Annotated in this window: 17 protein-coding genes; 9 read left to right on the plus strand and 8 right to left on the minus strand. The window is 61.4% G+C overall.

The window, feature by feature from the left end:
* The 3 genes from ACQE3M_RS14435 to ACQE3M_RS14445 are packed head-to-tail and all read left to right on the plus strand — an operon-like array spanning position 1 to position 2691.
* The gene (locus tag ACQE3M_RS14435; protein ID WP_430506228.1) at positions 1–144 is read left to right on the plus strand and encodes a hypothetical protein; all 144 of its coding nucleotides are present in this window, start codon (positions 1–3) and stop codon (positions 142–144) included.
* Positions 141–1418, plus strand: a complete 1278-nt coding sequence (locus ACQE3M_RS14440; protein WP_430506229.1) for an RNA-guided endonuclease InsQ/TnpB family protein — start codon at positions 141–143, stop codon at positions 1416–1418. Before ACQE3M_RS14435 ends, ACQE3M_RS14440 begins: the two co-directional genes overlap by 4 nt.
* A complete protein-coding gene (locus tag ACQE3M_RS14445; protein ID WP_430506230.1) occupies positions 1393–2691 on the plus strand; it encodes an ATP-binding protein in 1299 nt (432 codons plus the stop codon). Before ACQE3M_RS14440 ends, ACQE3M_RS14445 begins: the two co-directional genes overlap by 26 nt.
* Positions 2692–2837: 146 nt before the next feature.
* Here the strand turns inward: ACQE3M_RS14445 and ACQE3M_RS14450 are convergent, their stop codons facing one another.
* From ACQE3M_RS14450 to ACQE3M_RS14460, 3 genes are all read right to left on the minus strand, one after another.
* Positions 2838–3272 (minus strand): DUF7970 domain-containing protein, encoded by a 435-nt coding sequence (locus ACQE3M_RS14450; protein ID WP_430506231.1) that lies wholly within the window; start codon positions 3270–3272, stop codon positions 2838–2840.
* Positions 3269–4144, minus strand: coding sequence for a ParA family protein (locus ACQE3M_RS14455; protein ID WP_430506232.1), 876 nt, complete (start codon positions 4142–4144; stop codon positions 3269–3271). Before ACQE3M_RS14455 ends, ACQE3M_RS14450 begins: the two co-directional genes overlap by 4 nt.
* A gap of 253 nt (positions 4145–4397) precedes the next feature.
* The gene (locus ACQE3M_RS14460; RefSeq protein ID WP_430506233.1) at positions 4398–4841 is read right to left on the minus strand and encodes a TRAM domain-containing protein; all 444 of its coding nucleotides are present in this window, start codon (positions 4839–4841) and stop codon (positions 4398–4400) included.
* Between the two features lie 267 nt (positions 4842–5108).
* Between ACQE3M_RS14460 and ACQE3M_RS14465 the strand changes: the two genes are divergently transcribed.
* The 4 genes from ACQE3M_RS14465 (at position 5109) to ACQE3M_RS14480 (ending at position 8345) form a co-directional block, all read left to right on the plus strand.
* Entirely contained in the window at positions 5109–5480 is a 372-nt protein-coding gene (locus tag ACQE3M_RS14465) for a MarR family transcriptional regulator (protein ID WP_430506234.1), read from the plus strand.
* On the plus strand, positions 5477–5833 hold the full coding sequence (locus ACQE3M_RS14470; RefSeq protein WP_430506235.1) for a type II toxin-antitoxin system PemK/MazF family toxin: 357 nt from the start codon (positions 5477–5479) through the stop codon (positions 5831–5833). Before ACQE3M_RS14465 ends, ACQE3M_RS14470 begins: the two co-directional genes overlap by 4 nt.
* A 339-nt stretch (positions 5834–6172) precedes the next feature.
* Positions 6173–7399 (plus strand): tyrosine-type recombinase/integrase, encoded by a 1227-nt coding sequence (locus ACQE3M_RS14475; protein WP_430506236.1) that lies wholly within the window; start codon positions 6173–6175, stop codon positions 7397–7399.
* A 121-nt stretch (positions 7400–7520) separates the two neighbouring features.
* Complete coding sequence (locus ACQE3M_RS14480; protein WP_430506317.1) at positions 7521–8345, plus strand: SDR family oxidoreductase; 825 nt, start codon at positions 7521–7523, stop codon at positions 8343–8345.
* A 12-nt stretch (positions 8346–8357) separates the two neighbouring features.
* On the opposite strand, the gene uxaC is transcribed toward ACQE3M_RS14480, so the two are convergent.
* On the minus strand, positions 8358–9722 hold the full coding sequence (uxaC, locus tag ACQE3M_RS14485) for a glucuronate isomerase (RefSeq protein WP_430506237.1): 1365 nt from the start codon (positions 9720–9722) through the stop codon (positions 8358–8360).
* A 469-nt stretch (positions 9723–10191) separates the two neighbouring features.
* Complete coding sequence (gene xacF / locus ACQE3M_RS14490; protein WP_430506238.1) at positions 10192–11640, minus strand: 2,5-dioxovalerate dehydrogenase; 1449 nt, start codon at positions 11638–11640, stop codon at positions 10192–10194.
* Between the two features lie 251 nt (positions 11641–11891).
* On the opposite strand from xacF, the gene ACQE3M_RS14495 reads away from it, so the two are divergent.
* Complete coding sequence (locus ACQE3M_RS14495) at positions 11892–12851, plus strand: mannonate dehydratase (protein ID WP_430506239.1); 960 nt, start codon at positions 11892–11894, stop codon at positions 12849–12851.
* A gap of 133 nt (positions 12852–12984) precedes the next feature.
* Here the strand turns inward: ACQE3M_RS14495 and ACQE3M_RS14500 are convergent, their stop codons facing one another.
* The 3 genes from ACQE3M_RS14500 to ACQE3M_RS14510 all read right to left on the minus strand — a co-directional run bounded on the left by ACQE3M_RS14500 (position 12985) and on the right by ACQE3M_RS14510 (position 16668).
* Entirely contained in the window at positions 12985–13518 is a 534-nt protein-coding gene (locus tag ACQE3M_RS14500; RefSeq protein WP_430506240.1) for a TrmB family transcriptional regulator, read from the minus strand.
* Between the two features lie 1066 nt (positions 13519–14584).
* Entirely contained in the window at positions 14585–15097 is a 513-nt protein-coding gene (locus ACQE3M_RS14505) for a universal stress protein (protein ID WP_430506241.1), read from the minus strand.
* A 335-nt stretch (positions 15098–15432) separates the two neighbouring features.
* Positions 15433–16668 (minus strand): MFS transporter, encoded by a 1236-nt coding sequence (locus tag ACQE3M_RS14510; RefSeq protein ID WP_430506242.1) that lies wholly within the window; start codon positions 16666–16668, stop codon positions 15433–15435.
* A gap of 313 nt (positions 16669–16981) precedes the next feature.
* Here ACQE3M_RS14510 and ACQE3M_RS14515 point away from each other — a divergent pair, with 313 nt between their 5' ends.
* A complete protein-coding gene (locus ACQE3M_RS14515; protein WP_430506243.1) occupies positions 16982–18739 on the plus strand; it encodes a glycoside hydrolase family 2 protein in 1758 nt (585 codons plus the stop codon).
* The last annotated feature ends 166 nt before the right edge of the window (positions 18740–18905 follow it).

Genomic DNA, 18905 nt, shown 5'->3' on the forward strand with positions numbered 1-18905 from the left:
GTGACGAAGCAACTCAAGGTATCCGACGCCGTGTACGACGACCTTGATGAACTCAAGGATGAGAAGGGGCACACGAGTTTCGACAGCGTACTCCGCACGCTCCTTCTTCACTACCATCACGTCCAACCCAACGACCAAGAGTGACAGACGCACAGGCTCTCGTCAAGACGCTGGACTTCCAACTCGACATCCAGAGTGACAACGAGAGCCTGCTGTACGACGCCACACTCGAAGCACGGTCGGCGTACAACGAAACCATCCGTCTCGCCAAAGAGGGTGTGGACTGGGACGCGATTCTCGACCACGTGGCCGACGATGCCAACCTCGTGAAAAACACGACACAGCGTGTCGTCGCCAAAGCATTCGGCGCGATGGAGAACTACTATGAGTACGACGACTTCGGCCAGCCCAGTCACACCAAGGACGGCGCGTACCCGCTCCGAGCGAACTACGAGGAGGGGTACAACCTGTCGCTCACCGACGACGGCGACGTAGCGTTCCGAATCAGCGCGAAGCCCTACAAGCACGTCAAAGGAATCCTCAACGGGAGTGACGCTCACCTCGATATTCTCAAGACCGCACTCGAAAGCGATGAGTGGAAGGTTGGGACGGCAGAAGCCCTGTTCCACAACGACACCCCCGAGTTACACGTCAACGTCACCAACACCGAACAGACCGTTCGAGACAAGCAGGACTCGCGGACGGTCGTCGGTGTGGACGTGAACGAGGACAACGTGGCTCTCACCGCGCTCTCCGAGGATGGCGTCGAGAATACATTGGTCATCGACTTCCCTGAAATCAAGTTCGAGCGCCACCGCTACTTCACGATACGAAAGCGGGTGCAGAACGCGGGGAAGTCGAGTGTGAACGATACGCTGGAAGGGCGTGAGGAACGGTTCGTCCGCGACAGACTCCACAAAGTGAGCCGTCACATTGTGGAGTGGAGCCGTCAGTTTGAGAAGCCGTGCATAGTCTTTGAAGACCTCAAAGAGATGCGCGACAGTATCGACTACGGCACGCGGATGAACCGACGCTTGCACCACCTGCCGTTCCGTGCCCTTCAGTTCTATACGTCGTACAAGGCGTCGTTCGAGGGGGTTCCGACTGGATGGATTGACCCGTACAAGACGAGCCAGCGGTGTCCGCTGTGCGGGCACGCCGAACGAGCGAACCGCAACAAGAAGCGGTTCAAGTGTCGGTCGTGCGGGCATCAAGACCACAGCGACCGTGGTGCAAGCGTGAATATCGCCGTGAAAGGCATCAAGAAGCATCAGGGTTGGAATGTGCCTGCTCTCAACAGCCTTCCCATTGTTCGGAAGGTGCGACGGCAGGCATCGGGGGCCGTGGACGCCCCGACCGTGACCCACGACGCCGTTCGAGGTTATCAGACCGATGGTATCGTGGGAGTGTCCGATTAAACCACGGGAAGCCTCGGGGCTTGACCCCGAGGCAGTTCACCAGGCGCGTCAGAAGACCCGGGAACTCCAGGTAGAGCAGTTCGTCGACGCGGCGACGGCGACGTTCCCTGGCATCGAGGATATCCGCCCCGACTGGGAGCGGCTGTTCCGGTACCTCGGCGAGCGGGACGCGATCGTCGTCCTCGACGAGTTTCCGTACCTGATCGAGCAGGACGAGAGCCTCCCCTCCGTGCTGCAGGCGCTGTTCGACCACGAGTTCGACGACGCGGCACCGACGTTCGTCCTCGTCGGCTCCTCGATCAGCATGATGGAGGAGGCGACGCTCCTCGGCGACAGTCCGCTATACGGGCGGACGTCGCTGACGCTCGACGTCCGGGAGCTGTCGTTCGACGCGGCCACGGCGTTCCTCCCGGACGACGCCACGGCGGACGACGCCGTGCGCGCCTGGAGCGTGTTCGGCGGCGTCCCGTACTACCTCGAGGAACTGGACGACGATCGATCGCTCGGTGAGAACGTCCAGCGGACGGTCCTCACGCGGCACGGCTCCCTGCACAACGAGCCGGAGTACGTCCTCCGGATGGAGCTCACTGAGCCAACCCGGTACTTCTCGATCCTCGAAGCGATCGCCGGTGGTGCGACTAGCCGCAACGAGATCGCCGGTGCAACCGGGATCGACTACAACCAGCTGTCGACGTATCTGGACCGGCTGTCCCGGCTGCGCCTCGTCGAGCGACACGTGCCGGTGACCGAGAAACCGGAACGGAGCAAGCGGAGCCAGTATCGCCTTCGCGACCCGCTGTTCCGGTTCTGGTTCCGGTTTCTCTACGGGAGCGCGGACAGGTACGACCAGTTCGGTGACGACGCGTACACACGGCTGGTCGAGCCGGAGATGGCCGACTTCGTCGCTCCAGCGTTCGAAGAACTGTGCGGTAACGCGCTGTGGACGCTGTACGACGAGACGCCACTCGTCGACGTTGGCCAGTGGTGGTATCAGGACCACGAGATCGACGTCGTCGGCCTCACTGACGGGGAGACGCTCGTCGTCGGCGAGTGCAAGTATCAGGAGGCTCCCCTCGATTACGGTGCGCTGGCGTCGCTGGAGTCCCACCTCGAGGAGCTTCGCTGGACGCCGCCGGGCGGCGGCGAACGGACGGTCGAGTACGCGCTGTTCTCCCGAAACGGGTTTACGGAGCCCGTTCGTGAAGCTGCGGCGGAGCGCGAGGATCTCCGTCTTTTCGGCATCGACGACGTCGTCGCCGCGCTCCGGGAGTAACGGGTTCGGCCGCAGCTGCCGGTCTTAGCCATCGGGCCGTGCGTGGACGCCTTCATCGTCCAGTAGCGGTGGCTCGGCATTTGCTCGTGGCGAAGTTATGATCGGCTTCAGGCGTGTCGAGTGCTGGGGGACCGGACGTGACACGCTTACTCGTCGAAGGTCATCCCGTATCCCCATTCCTCCAGGTTCGCTTCGACTTCGTCGAGATGTTCGAGCCCCGCTTTCACCACGGCCTCACGCAGGTCAGTCAACGAGACGTCGTCGTCGAACCGGTCCTCGAGCTCCCGTTGGGCGTCCCGTTCATCGCTTTTGGTGTCCTTCTGAAGGAACAGTGGCACGCGGTCACGCCCATCCTGGACGCCGTCGCGGCGGAATTTGTAGGGGATCTGTAGCGATTCCTGCTGATCGCTTTCCTGGCGCTCGTCGCTCCGGGTAGCTGTGGGTTCAGGTTCGGTCGTCGTTCGGGTGGCCGACTCGTCCACGGTCCCCTCGTCCACAGTCGGCTCGTCGACGGCCGGCTCCGGATCCGCGTCGTCTTCGGCGAACGGGTCCTCGCCGGCGCCCTCCTTCATCCCCGTCATACGGATAGCACCTCGTGGTCGAGGTCGCCGGGTTCAGGCGGATTCGGGGCCTCCAGCCCGACCTGTTCCTCCAGGTGACGCGCGATGCGGTCGAACTGCGCGAGCGTCTCGATCTCGTAGTCCCGCTGCCGGTCACGGTGGTCGCGGACGTACGCGTACGCGGAGCACTGCTCCATCCAGCACCCCTCCATCAGGGACGCTCGCTCGCCGATTACTTCCGGAATCGGGTAGTCGATCTCGTCGAGGATCGTCTGCTGGTCCCGCGTGTTCTTGAACCCCATCGGGACTGCGGCGAGCACGCCGACCTCGACGTCGAGTTGGTCCTCGAGACCAGCCACGAGCGACTCTAACCCCTGTACTGCAGCCCGGCCCTTGGCGCTGGGCTCGACAGGGATAACCAGTGATCGTGTCGCATGAATCGCGTTGTAGAGGTGTGGCCCCTCCGTTGCCGGCGGGTCACAGATGAGGACGTCATACTCGTCGGGCACGCCAGCATCCCGGAGGACACGCAACAACTGGGCGTGCATCCCGAACGCTTCGCCCATGGCTTCCGCCTGATCTTTCTCCCGCTGGAGGTACTCCGCGAGGTCTGAGAGCATATTGTGTTCCGGCACGATGTCCACTCCCTCGACCGTTCGAACGAGATCGTCGAAGTCCCCCTGCGGTCGGCGGATCATGTGACGGACGATATTGTCGACAGATTCGGTGCGGTCGGTGTCGACGCCGAATAAGCGAGAGAGATCGCCGTCCTGCGGATCGAGCGGGACGACGAGCGGTTTCAGTCCAGCACGAGCGTGAGCAACAGCTAAATTTGCAGCTGTGGTGGTTTTCCCAACCCCACCTGCCTCGCTGTACGTCGAGTACGCTAACATGTTCTCATCATGGATACAACTCATCTTGAAAGTTCGGTTCATCAATTCATTAATGAAGTGTATTGGAGTGAACCATGAACACAACTAATGAATATATGTAGTGAACACAATCCATGAACAACAGCAATGAACACAACTAATGAACACAGGCAATGAATGCGGTTAGCGAACACAATTCATGGATGTCTTAAATGGGTTGAAGCAATGGTTGCTGCCAGTGAATGCGCAGACGGCGGTGAGAAACGGCGGGCCGCTAACGGACTTCCGCTTTGCTGACCGGCTCGGCGAAGGCAACCGAGTCAGCGACGTTCGTGATTTCGACGTCGACTCGATCGCCGGGGCGCGTGTCTGGAACGATTACGATGAACCCACGTTCGACTTTCGCGATTCCGTCACCCTGATCGCCGAGCGTATCGATAGTCACGGACCTGACGTCGCCAACTTCGACTGGTGGGCCCTGTGACTCAATCCGTTGTTCATCAGTGGGCTCGGTCACCTGAGGAGTCGTCTCGGATCGATCCGATTTGGACTGCCGAGAGTCGCTCGCCGACTCCAGGAGAGCAACACGATAGCTGTTATCGTTGGCGAGTGAACTGTCCTCTACGAGCCCCTTCGGCAAGGTGAGTACATATTCATCTTCGCGTTCTTCAAGCGTCGTCTCGTAAAGCAAACGTAGCGAATCGGAGATCTCAGTCATTATTGGATGTTGATGGGCCCCCTTAAAGGGAATTGGGTTCACCAAGAAGTACGTTAGAACAGGTTGTACCGTAGTTTTCGTCGCACAGAGGAATGCTGGGGATGTGGCGGTAACGAGAGGTGTGATTGAAGCCTCTATGTTGGGACTAACCGTCTCAATGCATACGTTCTCGAACCGCTCGTGGCTGTGGTAAAATATCTCCTTCGAGGTTTTCGTAGCTTTCACTCCTAACACTCTTTACAGTGGATGACGTATTTCTGTTCAACGATGTCTATCGACCGAGATACCTTCGAGAAGACGAGCGAGGACGAACTCGAAGAACTCTCCGTCCCCGATCAAACCCTCGGCTTTCTCGCCGCCAACGAGGATCGAGCGTTCAAGGCGCGCGAAATAGCGTCCCAGATCGGCGTTGACGAAAGCGCGGTCAGTACGGCACTCTCACGGTTGAAGGACCGCGATCTCGTCGAGCACAAGGCAACGTACTGGGCGGTGACCGACGACACCGATCGCCTCGAAGGATATAGTGGCTACGAGCGAGCGACCGCGCTGTTCAACGAGCGATTCGGCGAGGAAGACAAGGAAGTATGGCGCGAGCACGCACCCGAGGAATCCCATCCGAGCGTCGAGGAAGAACAGTGACTGACGAGGAGACCCTGATCTTCGAGCGTGGCGACGTCGTCTACGGTGATGATCCGTACAAAGGTGAGGAAGACGCTCGGCCCTGGCTCATTCTCTCGAACCACGAAGGGCGTCCGTTCCACGGGGACCAGTATATCGCAGTGACGCTGACAACGAAATCCTGGATGGACGAACTAATCGAGATTCCGGAGGAGAGCTGGCGACGTGGTGGGACTCCGGATGAGAGCCGGATCGTTCCGTGGGGAGTCCAATCGATCGACCACGGGGATATCGACTTCTGGCAGGGCCGCCTCGACAGCGATCTCGTCGACGAGGCAGTTGCTTTCTCGTCGAAGAACTTCAGTAGCGGTTGACTCTGGTATTTTGTTCGATCCGCATTCAGGTAAAACACCCGCAGGTAGATATGCACATTTTCTATGAATGCTTCACGAACGTGGGCCAGATTCAGTATAGCGTCATACGATTTATAAATGCCTCATACGCAGCAAACCGGGAATAGAACGCTTGAAATAGTGGAATTTGGTCGAAGGCACTATCTCCACAGTTGGTCATGATTACCCCAATAATCACGAGCACATTGAAGTACCTCGACGCCCTCGGTGGAGCACGAATGCTGCAACACACTTTCGATGCCGCTTCCCCCGGGGGACTGGCGTTGAGACCCGGTTCGCGGGTTCGTGGAGGGATGGTCGATGTCTGACCGGGCACCCTCGACGTCGCTCGACGCGAGCTTCGAACGGTACCTTCAGGACAAGGGAAAAGGCCGCGGTGGCGACGGCGGCAACTACCGACGCAATGCAGCGCGCGAGCTCAAGCGGTTCGCGGCGTGGGCCGCAGGCGACCGCGGTGACGACTGGACGGGGATCGTCCCCGACGACGGTGACCGGGACCCGACCTTCGCGGATCTCGACGAACGCGTGTTCCGCGAGTACGCCCGCCATCTCGCCGGTGACCGAGAGCTCAAACAGAACACTGTACAAACCTATTACCGCTATATCTCTGCGTGGTGTGGGTGGTGCGTTAACGAAGGCTACCTCGAGGCACACTACGCACAGCGGGCGAGTGCGATGGCTCCACTCCCCGACGACGACGGCCGCAAGCCCGGCGATCAGCAGGCCTGGACGTCCGAACAGCGCCACGCTCTCACCCGTCACGTCGATGAGCGTGCACGTGACGTCATCGAGAGGTACACCACGCTTCCGGAGGAAACAGACCCTCTCGAGAGACAACAAGCACGCTACGAGGCGCTGCAGGCTGCCCGCGATCGGGCCCTCGTATTCGTACTCGCGTACACCGCTGTTCGCGTCGGGGAAGTCCTTCGAGATCCGAACGACCCGCGTCGGCGGGGTGTCCGGTGGGAAGAGATCTCGCTCGACGAGGGCAGTATGGACGTCTATCGAAAGAAACAGCAGTGGGACGCAGCGAGTCTCCCCGACCCGGTTATCGCGCCGCTTCGGAGTTATCGAAAACTAATGGACCCGCCGTCGGATCGATGGCCGGTGTTTCCGACGTTTGACCAGCCAACGCTGGCAACGATCCTGCAGGACGAGCTGGCTGACCGGGGAGAACACCCGGAGGCGATCGATGAGCGGCGCAGCGAGTATGCTCGCGACCTGCTGCTGGCGCTCGACGCGGACGTTCGGCCACCGTCGATCACGACGGACGGCGCACGGTCGATGCTTCAGCGCCTTTCGGAAGCTGCGCCGGTCGATATCCCCCATCCGAAACACGACTATCTCGCTCCTCATGGCGGCCGACGTGGGATGGGCGAGGTTCTCGTCCGGGCCTTCGGATACACTGTTGCGGCTCGGTACCTGGACAACTCCGAAGAAATGGTTCGCGAACGCTACTCTCACATCGAAGCCGGGGAGTTAGGCGACGTTGCGACCGAGGCTCTCGAGGAAATTGACAGTCTCTAGCTCGATAGAAACTTCTCCAGATGTGCGGCCCCTCGGTCCCTCACCGACGTCTCCCGGAGACAGGATCACCGACGAAAAGGTTCATACGACTGACCCGCGACGCCTTCAATACGACTCGATAATGACGATTCCGAACAACTTCGACGTTGACGACAAAGTTTGTGTCATCACTGGCGGGTCAGGTATCCTGGGCTCGGAGATGGCGAAGGCGATCGGTCGAAACGGCGGGAACGTCGTGATTCTCGCGCGCGGAGAGGAGGCACTGCAAGAAACCAGCGAGGAACTGACCAAACTGGACGTCGACCATCTCACGGTCTCCGCATCCGTCCTCGATAGAGCGGAACTCGAGGCCGCCGCGGAGATGGTTATCGAGGAGTACGGCCGGGTCGACGCCCTCATTAACGCCGCGGGCGGCAACAGTCCCGCCGCGACGACTGACGAGGACACGTCGTTCTTCGAGTTGCCCGCGGACGGCTTCGAGACTGTGATGGACGTGAACTTCCTCGGAACGGTCCTCGCATCGCAGGTGTTCGGCGAGTACATCGTCGACGAGGGCGAGGGCGTGATTCTCAACGTGTCCTCGATGAACGCGTTCACTCCCCTTACGAAGATCCCGGCATATTCGGGGGCGAAGGCCGCGGTATCGAACTTCACCGAGTGGCTCGCCGTCCACATGTCTCAGAACTATTCACCCGACATTCGGGTGAACGCTATCGCGCCGGGGTTCTTTCTCACGGAACAGAATCGGTATCTGTTGATCGATGAATCGACCGGCGAATACACCGACCGCGGACAGTCCATCATCGACAACACGCCCCAGGGCCGGTTCGGTGATCCCGAAGACCTCGCGACGACAGTCCTCTGGTTGTTATCGCCCGGCTCCGAGTTTGTTCACGGCGCCGTCATCCCGATCGACGGTGGGTTCTCCGCGTATAGCGGTGTGTGACGCGACGAACTGTTAGAAGTCCCAGAGGGTCGCTGGCCGGTCGTACGCGACCGTCTGCACCAGCTCGGTTGCGACGTCCTGTGGGATCTGTCCTTGCTCGACCATCCCCCCGACGGTGTCGGCAAGGGTCCGCCGGAACATCTCGAAGCGCGAATCGAACGACAGTAGCTTCCGGGAGTCGCTCACCATCCCAGCGTGGTTTGCGAGGAGATCGACGGTGGCAACGTACTCCAGCTGGTTGCTGATGCCGAGTGGGCTGTCGTTGAACCACCACGCTGCGCCGACGCTCACGTTCGGGAACGCCCGCGCGATCGACGAAATGGTCGGATAGTGTGTCGGATCCAGCGTGTACAGAACGACCTCGAGGTCGCTGTCGAATTCGTTGAGGAAGTACTCGAGGTTCTCCGTCAACTCGACGTTCTGTGTCGAGACGTCTCCGCCGGCGTCCGAACCCAGGTCATCGTACAGCGAGTCACGATAATCTCGAACGGAGCCGATGTGGAACTGTGTCACCCAGTCCGCTTCCCGGTTCATCTCCCCGATCTCCTCCAGGACGAACGCTTTGAAATCGGTCACGTCGGCGGCTGTCAGCTGCTCTCCAGCGTAGGCACGGTCGTAGATGGCTGCCGCCCGCTTCTCACTCACGGGCTTCGTGGTAACTGTCGGGAGTCCGTGGTCGCTCGCCCCACAGCCGTGGTCGTCGAAGTAGTCGTGGCTGACTTGCAGCGCCGTCAGAAAGCCTTCGAGATCGCCCGTCTCGGTGTTCGTTGCCGCCCCGAGGTTCCTGACGTAGTCGGTCCACTCGGCTTGCTCGATCTTGAGAGCAGTGTCGGGCCGCCACGTCGGTCGCACCGTGACGTCGTTCAGGTCGTCTTCCAGCTGCTGGTGGTACTGGAGGTCCGAGGTGGGGTCGTCAGTGCTCGAGATGACTGCCACGTTCATTTCTTCGAGCAACGTCTGCTGGCACATCTCCGGTGCCTCGAGCGCTGTTTTTGTCTCCGTCCATATTTCCTCCGCCGTCTCGGCGGAGATCGGTTTCTCGATCCCGAACCGGCGTTTCAGATCCAGATGGATCCACTCGTAGGTTGGATTGCCGGCGAATTCGGGAAACACGTTGGCGAGCGCTAGCCACTTCTCGTGGTTGGACGCCGAGCCAGTGATTTTCCGTTCGGGGACGCCGCGCTTTCGCATCAACTCCCAGACGTAGTGGTCTGTTGCACCTTCCACCTCCCAGATGTCGTTCCAGCCGTCGTTTTGGGCAACCGCTTCGACGTCGACGTGACTGTGTGGATCGAGAATTGGCAGATCACGGATCTCCTCGTACAGCTGCTTCGCTGACTCGGAGTTGAGGAGATACTCCTCATCGAGGAATCCCATGCTGTTGCGTCGGACGGAACTGGCATTAAAATATTCGGTCGGAACCGCCCCCACAGGGGTGACCATGGCCGGATTCCACGCAACGGCAGGAGGGTGGGATATCGCCGCACTGATGTCGTGCTTGCATCACACCCGTGCCCACGAAACACCAGGTCCGGACACGGTTCGGCGAAGGCGGCGTCATCGCCGTTTCACGCGGCGTCGGAGCCGACCGAATCATCCCGTCGCTCGCGCCGTTGACGCGGCCGGTGTCACGACGATCGAAATCACGGCCAGCGACCCGAACGTCGCGAACGCTGTTGAAGCGGCCCGGAGCTAACCCTCCGGGCTATCGGGGTTGCCTGGCGAGACTGGGATACGTCGCACGGTTCCACTCAGTCGAAGTCGCTCGGACGCTGTCGAACGACGGTGCTGCGGTCCTTCGCCGACGTCTCCTGTGGAGGACGGGACGGCGACCTCCAGGAACCGATCAGTAGCCGTCGTAGACGGTTTTTGAGATGGTGTAGAAATCCAGTCCGGCGTCGCCCTGTTCACGCCAGGTTTCTGAGGAGGATCGCTTGAACCCGCCAAACGGCGTGTGCAGTTCCAGGCCGGTGGTTTTCTCGTTGACCTTCACCACGCCGGCCTCGGATTCGTCGACGAACCGCTTTGCTTCCGTGTGGTCGTCCGTGACGACGCTCGCCGAGAGGCCGTATTCAACGTCGTTAGCCAGCTCCACGCCCGTCTCGAAGTCGCTGACCTCGATGACGGCGACGACCGGGCCGAAGACTTCCTCCTGGGCGATGCGCATGTCGTTGGCGACCTCCGTGAACACCGTCGGCTCCACGAAGTAGCCCTCCTCGACTGCCTCGCCGTCGGGCGTCCCACCGCCAGCGGCCAGCGTTGCCCCCTCCTCCTGGGCGACGTCGATGTACTCCAGGGTGGACTCCAGTTCGCTTTCGCTGACCTGCGGGCCCATCTCGCTGTCGCCACCGGGCCCGATGTCGACGGCCTCGGCCTGCGCAACGAGTTCGTCGACGAACTCGTCGTGGACGTCCTCGTGGACGATCGCCCGCGAACACGCGGTACACGACTGCCCGGTCGTCCCGAACCCACCGTTGGCGACGATCTCGGCCGCCTCCTGGGGGTCGGCCGACTGCCCGACCACCGTCGGATTCTTGCCCCCCATCTCCGTCTGGGCGCGCTTGCCGTTGTCGGTGGCCTGGTCGTACACCATCTCCCCGACCTGGGTACTCCCGGTGAACGAGACCGCGTCGACGTCCTCGTGTTCGACAAACGTGCTCGCCACTTCGCTGCCGGGGCCCGTGACGACGTTCAGGACGCCGTCGGGGAGCCCGGCTTCGTCCAGTGCGTCCGCCAGCGAGACGGCCGGCCCGGGGGCGACGCTCGCCGGATTCAGCACGACCGCATTGCCCGTCGCAAGTGCGGGTGCGAGTTTCCAGGCGGGAATGGCGATCGGGTAGTTCCACGGCGTGATGAGCGCGGCGACACCGACCGGTTCCTGGACTGTGTAGAGCGTTTTGTCGGCCCCGCTGGCGGCCTTCACGTTCCCGCCGAGATCGCGCGCTTTCTCCGCGAAGTAGTAGAAGATGTCAATGGCGCGCTGGACCTCGCCGGCGGCCTCCGGGCGAGCTTTCCCCTCCTCGGCGATGAGCTCGTCCGTGAGCTCTTCCTTTTTATCCTCCAGGATCCGACCCGCCTCCCGGAGGATTGCTCCCCGCTCCGGGCCGGGCGTCGACGCCCAATCGTCGGCCGCAGTGTTCGCTGCGGTGACCGCGGCTGTTGCATCCTCGCTGGTGGATTTCTGATAGCGCGCGACGACCTCGTCTGGATTCGCGGGATCGGTGACGTCGATCGCCTCTCCGCTCGACCCGGTGGTCCAGTCACCACCTACGTAGTTCTCAGTAACGCTTGGCATACGGGTACGGGTTCGACTTTCGGCCGTACTTTTCTTCGGGTGTCGGCAGGGTTGGACGGTACCGGGTCAGTTTTACCATGGTTACAGGGCACGTTTTGCACCCTTCCCCACGGCTGGGCCGATCCGTTTCGTCGCGACTACCGGGAGCTGGTCTGCGCTCAGACCCTCCTGTGGCCGTGGTCACGGCTGTGCTGAGTAGCTGTTCGGCGGTAACGCGAATCTTTATGTAGGCGACTCGGCCAGTGGCTCGTATGGTGCAACCAGCGCTGGTGCTCCCACCAGAGCCGGACGAGCGGTGGGAGCTCGCAACTCAGATGGGCGTCACGGACGCCGTCATTCATCCGTTGGAGATCGGCGACGGGCAGACCGACTGGACCTACGACGAGTTACGTGGACTCCGGAACTGGCTGGAGAACGACGGGCTCGAGTTCTCGGTACTCGAGGGGAGCGTTCCGCTGACGGATCGTATCCGTCTCGGTCTCGAAGGTCGCGACGAGGACATCGACGAGTTCAAACGATTCCTCCGGAACTGCGGTGATCTCGGGATCTCGGTCGTCTGCTACGACTGGATGGCGGGCGTCCGCTGGGCACGCACGGCGGCGCACGTCGAATCCCGTGGCGGTTCCTACGTAACCGGCTACGACGACGCGAAGATGCAGGGTGGCCCGCCGGTCCCGGCCGCCGAGACGAGTCGCGAGGAGATCTTCGACGCGCTTGCATACTTCCTGGAGGAAGTCGTGCCGGTTGCCGAACGCGCCGGCGTTCGGCTGGCACTTCATCCGGACGATCCGCCACGCGAGGAAGTCCGTGGCGTTCCGCGTATCGCAAACAGCGTCGCCAACTACGAACGCATCATGGACGTGGTAGACAGCGAACACAACGGGATCACGTTCTGCCAGGGGAACTTCGCAGCGATGGGGGCGGACGTCCCCGCCGCGATTCATCGCTTCGGCGACCGCATCAACTTCGTCCACTTCCGGGACGTCGAGGGGGATGCCGATCGGTTCGTCGAAACCTGGCACGACGACGGCCCGACTGACATGCACGCGGCAATGGCTGCCTACGAGGAGGCTGTCGACGATGACGTTCCAATGCGCCCGGACCACGTTCCGACGATGGCCGGCGAGGACAACTCCAACCCTGGCTATCACACGAACGGCCGTCTCTTCGCGATCGGCTACATGCGGGGGCTCATGGACTCGCTGGACTGAGTCGTTTGACTGCTGGCCGCGGGACGACATTTTGCCTGCTTCTGCCCTGTGGTGGCGTTAGTCAGGTAAGTTCGCGCGGGGGAGTACCAGCCGACGGAATCCGGATCGGAGACGACAGTGCTGTACCCTCACGTCAGTGGTTGGGCTCTTCGACGGGCGCACGCATGTCGTCGATCCGGAGGATCAGCACGTTGGCCGTTTCTTCCTTGCCGTCGACGGTTGCCTCGACGAGCAGCTTCGAGAGGGGCGTCGGCCCGACGGTCACCGAGTCGCCCTCGTGGAAGTCACGGACGGAGCCCTGGACGTGGATCTCTGCCCGGCAGAGTTCGGGGTGGTGCACGCTGGAGAGGTCGATGCCCTCGATGTTGACGGACTCGACCTTCTCGCCGTTGTGGCGAAGATCGACCTCGGCGGGCTCCTCCATACGCTGGATGTCGAGCGTCTCGTAGGCGTTCGCCGTCGGTTTGTACCCACCTTTCGGGCCCGGGACGCCCTCGACGAGCTGGAGCGCTTTCAGGCTCTGCATCTGGTTCCGGATCGTGCCCGGGGTGCGGCCGACTGTATTAGCGATCGCCTCGCCTTTTACGGCATCTTCCTGCTCAGAATACATGTTTGTCAGCGCCGAGAGAATCGTTTCTTGGCTAGCGGTGAGCTCGATCGTCGACATGTATTGGAGTTCTCCCGGAATGCGCTTAAAGGCGGTGAAAGTGTCTGAGACCGCCCTTTTGCCGGCCAGACCTCCGATCGGAATGCGATACCAGCCGGAGTTGGACCGCGATTTTCTCGAGAGTGGGACGTGTGGGTTTCCAATAATTCGTGAGCCGGGACGGGAAACTCGGACCACCGCTGGCGATTCGAGACTGTGCTCCGCCGAGTCCATATTTTGTGCACCAGAACGCCAGCGCAATTTCGCACCAGTTCTACCCGGTTGAGATTGCTGGGATTGGTCGTGTCCTACCCCCGAGGTTGGTAGTCCGTTCGCCACCGGCGTGTCTGAGTTGGCCTTAACAGGCGACTGAAGAACTAAGGCGCCTCTTTCGATAGATAAGAACAGTCGTCAGATACGACGGAAATCCGGGGTTGCGACGGCGATTAGATCGTGAGATAGTGTATTCTGGAGGCTGGTGCCGAATGGGGGTTTTGGGCGCCATCACGCCCGCAAAGAAATTACAGTTATATGCTTGTAATTCCTACCGTCGATGCTGAGGCTCCGATAGTATATATCGGCCGAAGATCCGAGTTACTTAGTTGGTAATGGGGTATCTGGGCTCCAATGCACGGTATTCGATGGTGCCGAACCGGATCTGCTAGTTTAGCCCTGATACTGTTCTTCCGACCAGGCTATTCGAGACTGTACGGGCTGGTCACCACCCAACTGGCCGAATTCGGTATCCTGATCCCACATAGGGCGCGATTCACGAGAAAAGAACAAAAGTCGACGGCTCTCGTCCCATCGTCACGGTGCCATGGTATCCACGGACCGTGATGGAGCTTCCTGCGGCGGTCCATGAGGGATCGACGGAGGTGCGTGCCCGTTTCGAAAATATCGACGTGTCCTTGAGTGATACCTCCGCCTCGGCCCGTCTCGCCGTTCGAGGTACGGTGCCACGCAAGTGTCCGGTTCGCCCAGCCGAAGTGGTCGTGTCGAATTCTCCGCGTCTCGCGGGTAATAAAAGACGAACCGCTTCCTGCCGGTGGTTATTGTGGGCGAGTGGGGGATCCGTCGGCGGTAGTTAGACGTTGTCCCGGATGAGTGTGACCGGACACGGCGCTTCCAACAGCAGTGTCTGTGCGACGCTGCCGAAGAGTATCTTGTCCGTCGGCGACCGATGCCGGCCACCGACGATGACCCGGTCGACGTTCAGCTCACCGGCCATCGAAACGAGCGCCTCGCCGGGCTCGCCGACTGCGCCGCGGATTTCGTAGCCGATCCCCGCCTCCTCGAGCCGGTCTGCGAGCGTCTGCACCGTTTCCTGGTTGGCGACGACGTCGTCGAGGTTCTCCTCCTCCAGCGAGTGCTGGTCGAGGAGCTCGTCGTATTCGGATTCGGAGAACGTCTGCGGAAAGTTGCTCCCGGGGGTCGCGAGCATCGACGAAGAGATCCACTCGTTCCGGTTGGGGATCACGTGGGCGATAGTCACCGTCGTCTCCGCGGATGAGGCGACGTCGACTACCGCCTCGATCAGTCGATCTATCCGCTCGTCGTCGTCACCACGAACTGGGAGTAGGATGCGCTCAAGCGTCACATCTTCCACTGTCGCGAGGAACGCCAAAAAGATTGATATCTCACGGAGCGCCCGCGTCAGCGACCGAACGTGACCACTGTCTCGGTGCGGGCGGACCGTTAGTGTTCGAACCGGGCCGATGGATCGGCCTCGCTCGGAGTGGACCGGGATCGGGAGCTGTCGCCTGGTCGTGGACACCGTCCTCGGCAGATAAACGCACCCGGAAGAGGATGACGGCCCCCCTCGTCCGACGTCGAGACACAGGCTGTTATCTCAGGCGACACACAGCGACCGTCGAAAAGGTATCGGACAGGTGCGTGGTTTGGGTACTCTCGATCCGAATTTCGGCTGTTCCGCTAGTCGCCTGCCACTGGGGCTTCTGCCCTCGGGGACCGCGACCGGTTGACGAGCCACAGGACGTAGAGAACTGCGGCGACAACGGCGAGGAACAACCCGGCGATCCGGAGCATCCCGACGCGACCGAACTGGTCGATGATGGGGTTGGGAACGAACGGGGAGAGGGCGAAGCCACCGTACATGAACATGGTGACACCACTGAGGGCGCGTCCACGGTATCGCTTGTCGACGACCGAGGCGACCCAGTCGTTTGCCGTCGGCAGGAACACCCCGAACCCGACTGCCGAGCCGAGGACGCCGAAGTACACCGGCCAGAAGGACTCGACTAACGTGATCACGATGAAGCCGGCCGCCGCTATGGAGAACGACAGCGCCATGATAGCGATGTGAGGAAGATACTGTTTGATGCGACCGTATAACGACGCCATGACGAACGCCACGGCGAAGACGCTGGAGAGCGTGAACCCGACCGTCGAGCCATCCACGCCGAGAACCCCGGTCAGGTAGAAGGGGACCTCAATCTGGATGAGGTTCGTCGTGAGCATCCCGATCAGGACGAGCAGGTAGATCGAGATCAGCAGCCAGGCGGGGTTCTCACGGACGATGTTGATCGCCGCCTCGATCCGCCCGACTTCGTCCTCGCTAGTCTGCTGACTGACCTCGGGTTCGGAGATGTAGCGGATGATGAGCGGGACGAAGAGGAGCGCGCCCGCGAAGACGAGGAAGATGTACCGCCATCCCAGCGTACTGGCGATGTAGCCGCCCAGCATGGCGGCGACGACGCCGCCGCCGGACGACGCTGCGCTGAAGTAGCCCATGATCGACTCGCGGCGCGACCCGGTGTAATAGTCCGCGATGAGCGTCGGCACCGTCACCATCAGCGAGCCGACGGCGATGCCGTCGAGAACGCGCGTCAGGAGGATCAGGTAGATGGAGTCGAGGAAGAACGCGACGCTCGTCCCGACCCCGTACGTGATGATGCCAAGGAGCAGGATGGGCTTCCTGGCGTATCGGTCGAGGAGATAGCCAGTGAGTGGCGCCACGACCAGCACGATCCACGCGGAAAGCGAGCTGACGAGTTGGGCAAGCGTCTCGGAGTTCGGCACGTGCGAGAACGTGTTCTGAATCGCGGGGATGGTGGGATTGATCAGCGCCCCGGAGAAGGCCGGGACCAACCCGATGAGGAGCAGGGTGACGACTCTACCGTACGAGATCGAACTGTTGTTCGTAGACATGTATTACGCCTCGGAGCCACGTGGCAGGTGGTTCGATAACCGTTCGTTTGGTAAACACTGACCTTCCATACGCTAACGCCGTAATCGCAGTCAATTAAAGATTGTGTATCAATGGTCCGGTCGGTAGACGGGCGCAGTCGAGGCTATACCCGGTACTCGTACTGCACCCCGCCACTCGTCATCGTGAGCGCCTTCCCCGCAACGCCTCTCGAGGCCCACCGTCCTGCGTCGACGTGAGCTGAGTTGCCACGCGGTGTGCACCCCTGTCTCATCCTCGTAACATTTAATAGACGAGTTGGAGAACAGGCTGTTGATGGAGTTATCAGCATATCCGCGAGAGACGACGTCTCTCGACGGAACTTGGCAGGCGATCCCCGACCAGTACGAGAACTTCGAGGGGTATTTCTCCGACTTCTTCGACGACGAGGAGGACAACCCCGCCGGGTTCGCGCCGGACCCGATCTACGAACCGTCAGCGTCCATCGAGAACGATCCGTGTGACTTCAACATCTACGATGGACTGTCCGTGGAGCTTCCGGCGAGCTGGGGGGAGCAGCTCCCCGAGTTCCGTCACTACGAAGGGTGGGTCTGGTACGCGAAAACTTTCGACTGGGCCGCCGAGCAGTCTGACGACCGAAGCTTCCTCCGATTTGGGGCGATCAACTACAAGGCGAAGGTCTGGCTGAACGGCGAACTCCTGGGAACGCACGAGGGCGGCTATACTCCGTTCAGCTTCGAGGTTACGGACGAGCTGCAGGATGGCGAGAACACCGTCGTCGTCCAGGCCGACAACAAGCGCTACGAGGACGGGATCCCGAACGAGGGGACTGACTGGTACAACTTTGGTGGGATCAATCGCAGCGTCGAACTGATCTCCGTCCCGGAGACGCACATACGGAACTTCAAAGTCGAGACGACGGTCGGTTCCGACGACGTCCAGGTTCGCGTCGCCGCGTGGCTTGCTGGCGACGGTGGGGCGGAGTCGGTTTCAGCGACTATTCCTGCCCTCGACGAGTCGGTCGAACTCACGGACGATGGGACGCAATACGCCGGGACGCTCACCATCGACCGGGACGCGGTCTCCCTCTGGAGCCCGTCCGATCCGCGGCTGTACACCGTCCGTCTGGAGACTGACGACGACGAACTCGAGGACCGCGTCGGCCTCCGCGAGGTTGAAGTTCGCGGCAGCGACGTTCTCGTGAACGGTGAATCGGTGTGGCTGCGTGGCATTTCGCTGCACGAGGAAGTCGCCGGAGAGGGGCGTGCCCTCGACAGCGAGGACGTCGCGACGCGCTTCGAGTGGCTCAACGAACTGGGCTGCAACTTCGCACGGCTCGCCCACTATCCGCACACCGAGCAAATGGCGCGCAAGGCGGACGAGGAGGGGGTTCTCCTCTGGGAGGAGGTCCCTGCCTACTGGGACATCGAGTTCGGCGACGAGGACGTCCAGGAGCTCTACCGGCAGCAACTCCGGGAGCTCGTCCAGCGCGACTGGAATCGGGCGTCCGTCGTGCTCTGGTCGATCGCCAACGAGACCGACCACACCGACGACACGCGAAACGAGGTGCTCCCGCGGATGGCCGACTACGTCCGCGACCTCGACGACACTCGGCTGGTGACCGCGGCCTGCTTCGTCGACGAAACTGACGACGGCCTCGTTCTCAAGGACCCGCTCGAGGACCACCTCGACGTGATCGGCATCAACGAGTACCACGGCTGGTACTACGGTGACGCTGACAACATGAAGGAGTTCCAGGAGGACCCGGACGGCACGCCGGTCGTCATCTCCGAGACGGGCGGTGGGGCGAAGTGGGGCCACCACGGCGACGAGGACGAACGCTGGACCGAGGAGTACCAGGCCGCCATTTATCGCGGCCAGATCAGCGCCATCGAGGAAAGTGAGCAGATTACCGGCATTGCGCCCTGGATTCTCTTCGACTTCCGCGCGCCGCTACGGCAGAACGAATATCAGCGCGGATTCAATCGCAAGGGGCTCCTCGACCCGTACGGGCGAAAGAAGCAGGCCTTCCGCGTCCTCCAGGACTTCTACCAGCGGAAACAGTCGGAATAACCGGCGCTGCGCTTCCGGGCGGTGACAGTGCGTCGACCGCGGTCGCCGACGCAGTTTTTGTGCTGACTTTCACGCGGTGCTCAGTCGTGAAGCCGGCGGGGTAACCGCATACTCACTCCGTGAAGGCTGGTGAAGCAGGCGCCGTCGCCAGCCCTGTCACGTCGCG

Origin of the sequence: Halosubterraneus shenae, from assembly GCF_050510935.1 — an archaeon.
In the GTDB taxonomy this organism is placed as follows: domain Archaea; phylum Halobacteriota; class Halobacteria; order Halobacteriales; family Haloferacaceae; genus JBDGPU01.

Bases quoted from the DNA above. Each gene is read 5' to 3' on its own strand.
- ACQE3M_RS14465 (WP_430506234.1), top strand. From the start codon at position 5,109: ATGTCTATCGACCGAGATACCTTCGAGAAGACGAGCGAGGACGAACTC.
- ACQE3M_RS14450 (WP_430506231.1), bottom strand. From the start codon at position 3,272: ATGACGGGGATGAAGGAGGGCGCCGGCGAGGACCCGTTCGCCGAAGAC.
- ACQE3M_RS14445 (WP_430506230.1), top strand. From the start codon at position 1,393: ATGGTATCGTGGGAGTGTCCGATTAAACCACGGGAAGCCTCGGGGCTT.
- ACQE3M_RS14510 (WP_430506242.1), bottom strand. From the start codon at position 16,668: ATGTCTACGAACAACAGTTCGATCTCGTACGGTAGAGTCGTCACCCTG.
- xacF (WP_430506238.1), bottom strand. From the start codon at position 11,640: ATGCCAAGCGTTACTGAGAACTACGTAGGTGGTGACTGGACCACCGGG.
- ACQE3M_RS14455 (WP_430506232.1), bottom strand. From the start codon at position 4,144: ATGTTAGCGTACTCGACGTACAGCGAGGCAGGTGGGGTTGGGAAAACC.
- ACQE3M_RS14480 (WP_430506317.1), top strand. From the start codon at position 7,521: ATGACGATTCCGAACAACTTCGACGTTGACGACAAAGTTTGTGTCATC.
- ACQE3M_RS14515 (WP_430506243.1), top strand. From the start codon at position 16,982: ATGGAGTTATCAGCATATCCGCGAGAGACGACGTCTCTCGACGGAACT.
- ACQE3M_RS14500 (WP_430506240.1), bottom strand. From the start codon at position 13,518: ATGTCGACGATCGAGCTCACCGCTAGCCAAGAAACGATTCTCTCGGCG.
- ACQE3M_RS14475 (WP_430506236.1), top strand. From the start codon at position 6,173: ATGTCTGACCGGGCACCCTCGACGTCGCTCGACGCGAGCTTCGAACGG.
- ACQE3M_RS14495 (WP_430506239.1), top strand. From the start codon at position 11,892: ATGGTGCAACCAGCGCTGGTGCTCCCACCAGAGCCGGACGAGCGGTGG.
- uxaC (WP_430506237.1), bottom strand. From the start codon at position 9,722: ATGGGATTCCTCGATGAGGAGTATCTCCTCAACTCCGAGTCAGCGAAG.
- ACQE3M_RS14460 (WP_430506233.1), bottom strand. From the start codon at position 4,841: ATGACTGAGATCTCCGATTCGCTACGTTTGCTTTACGAGACGACGCTT.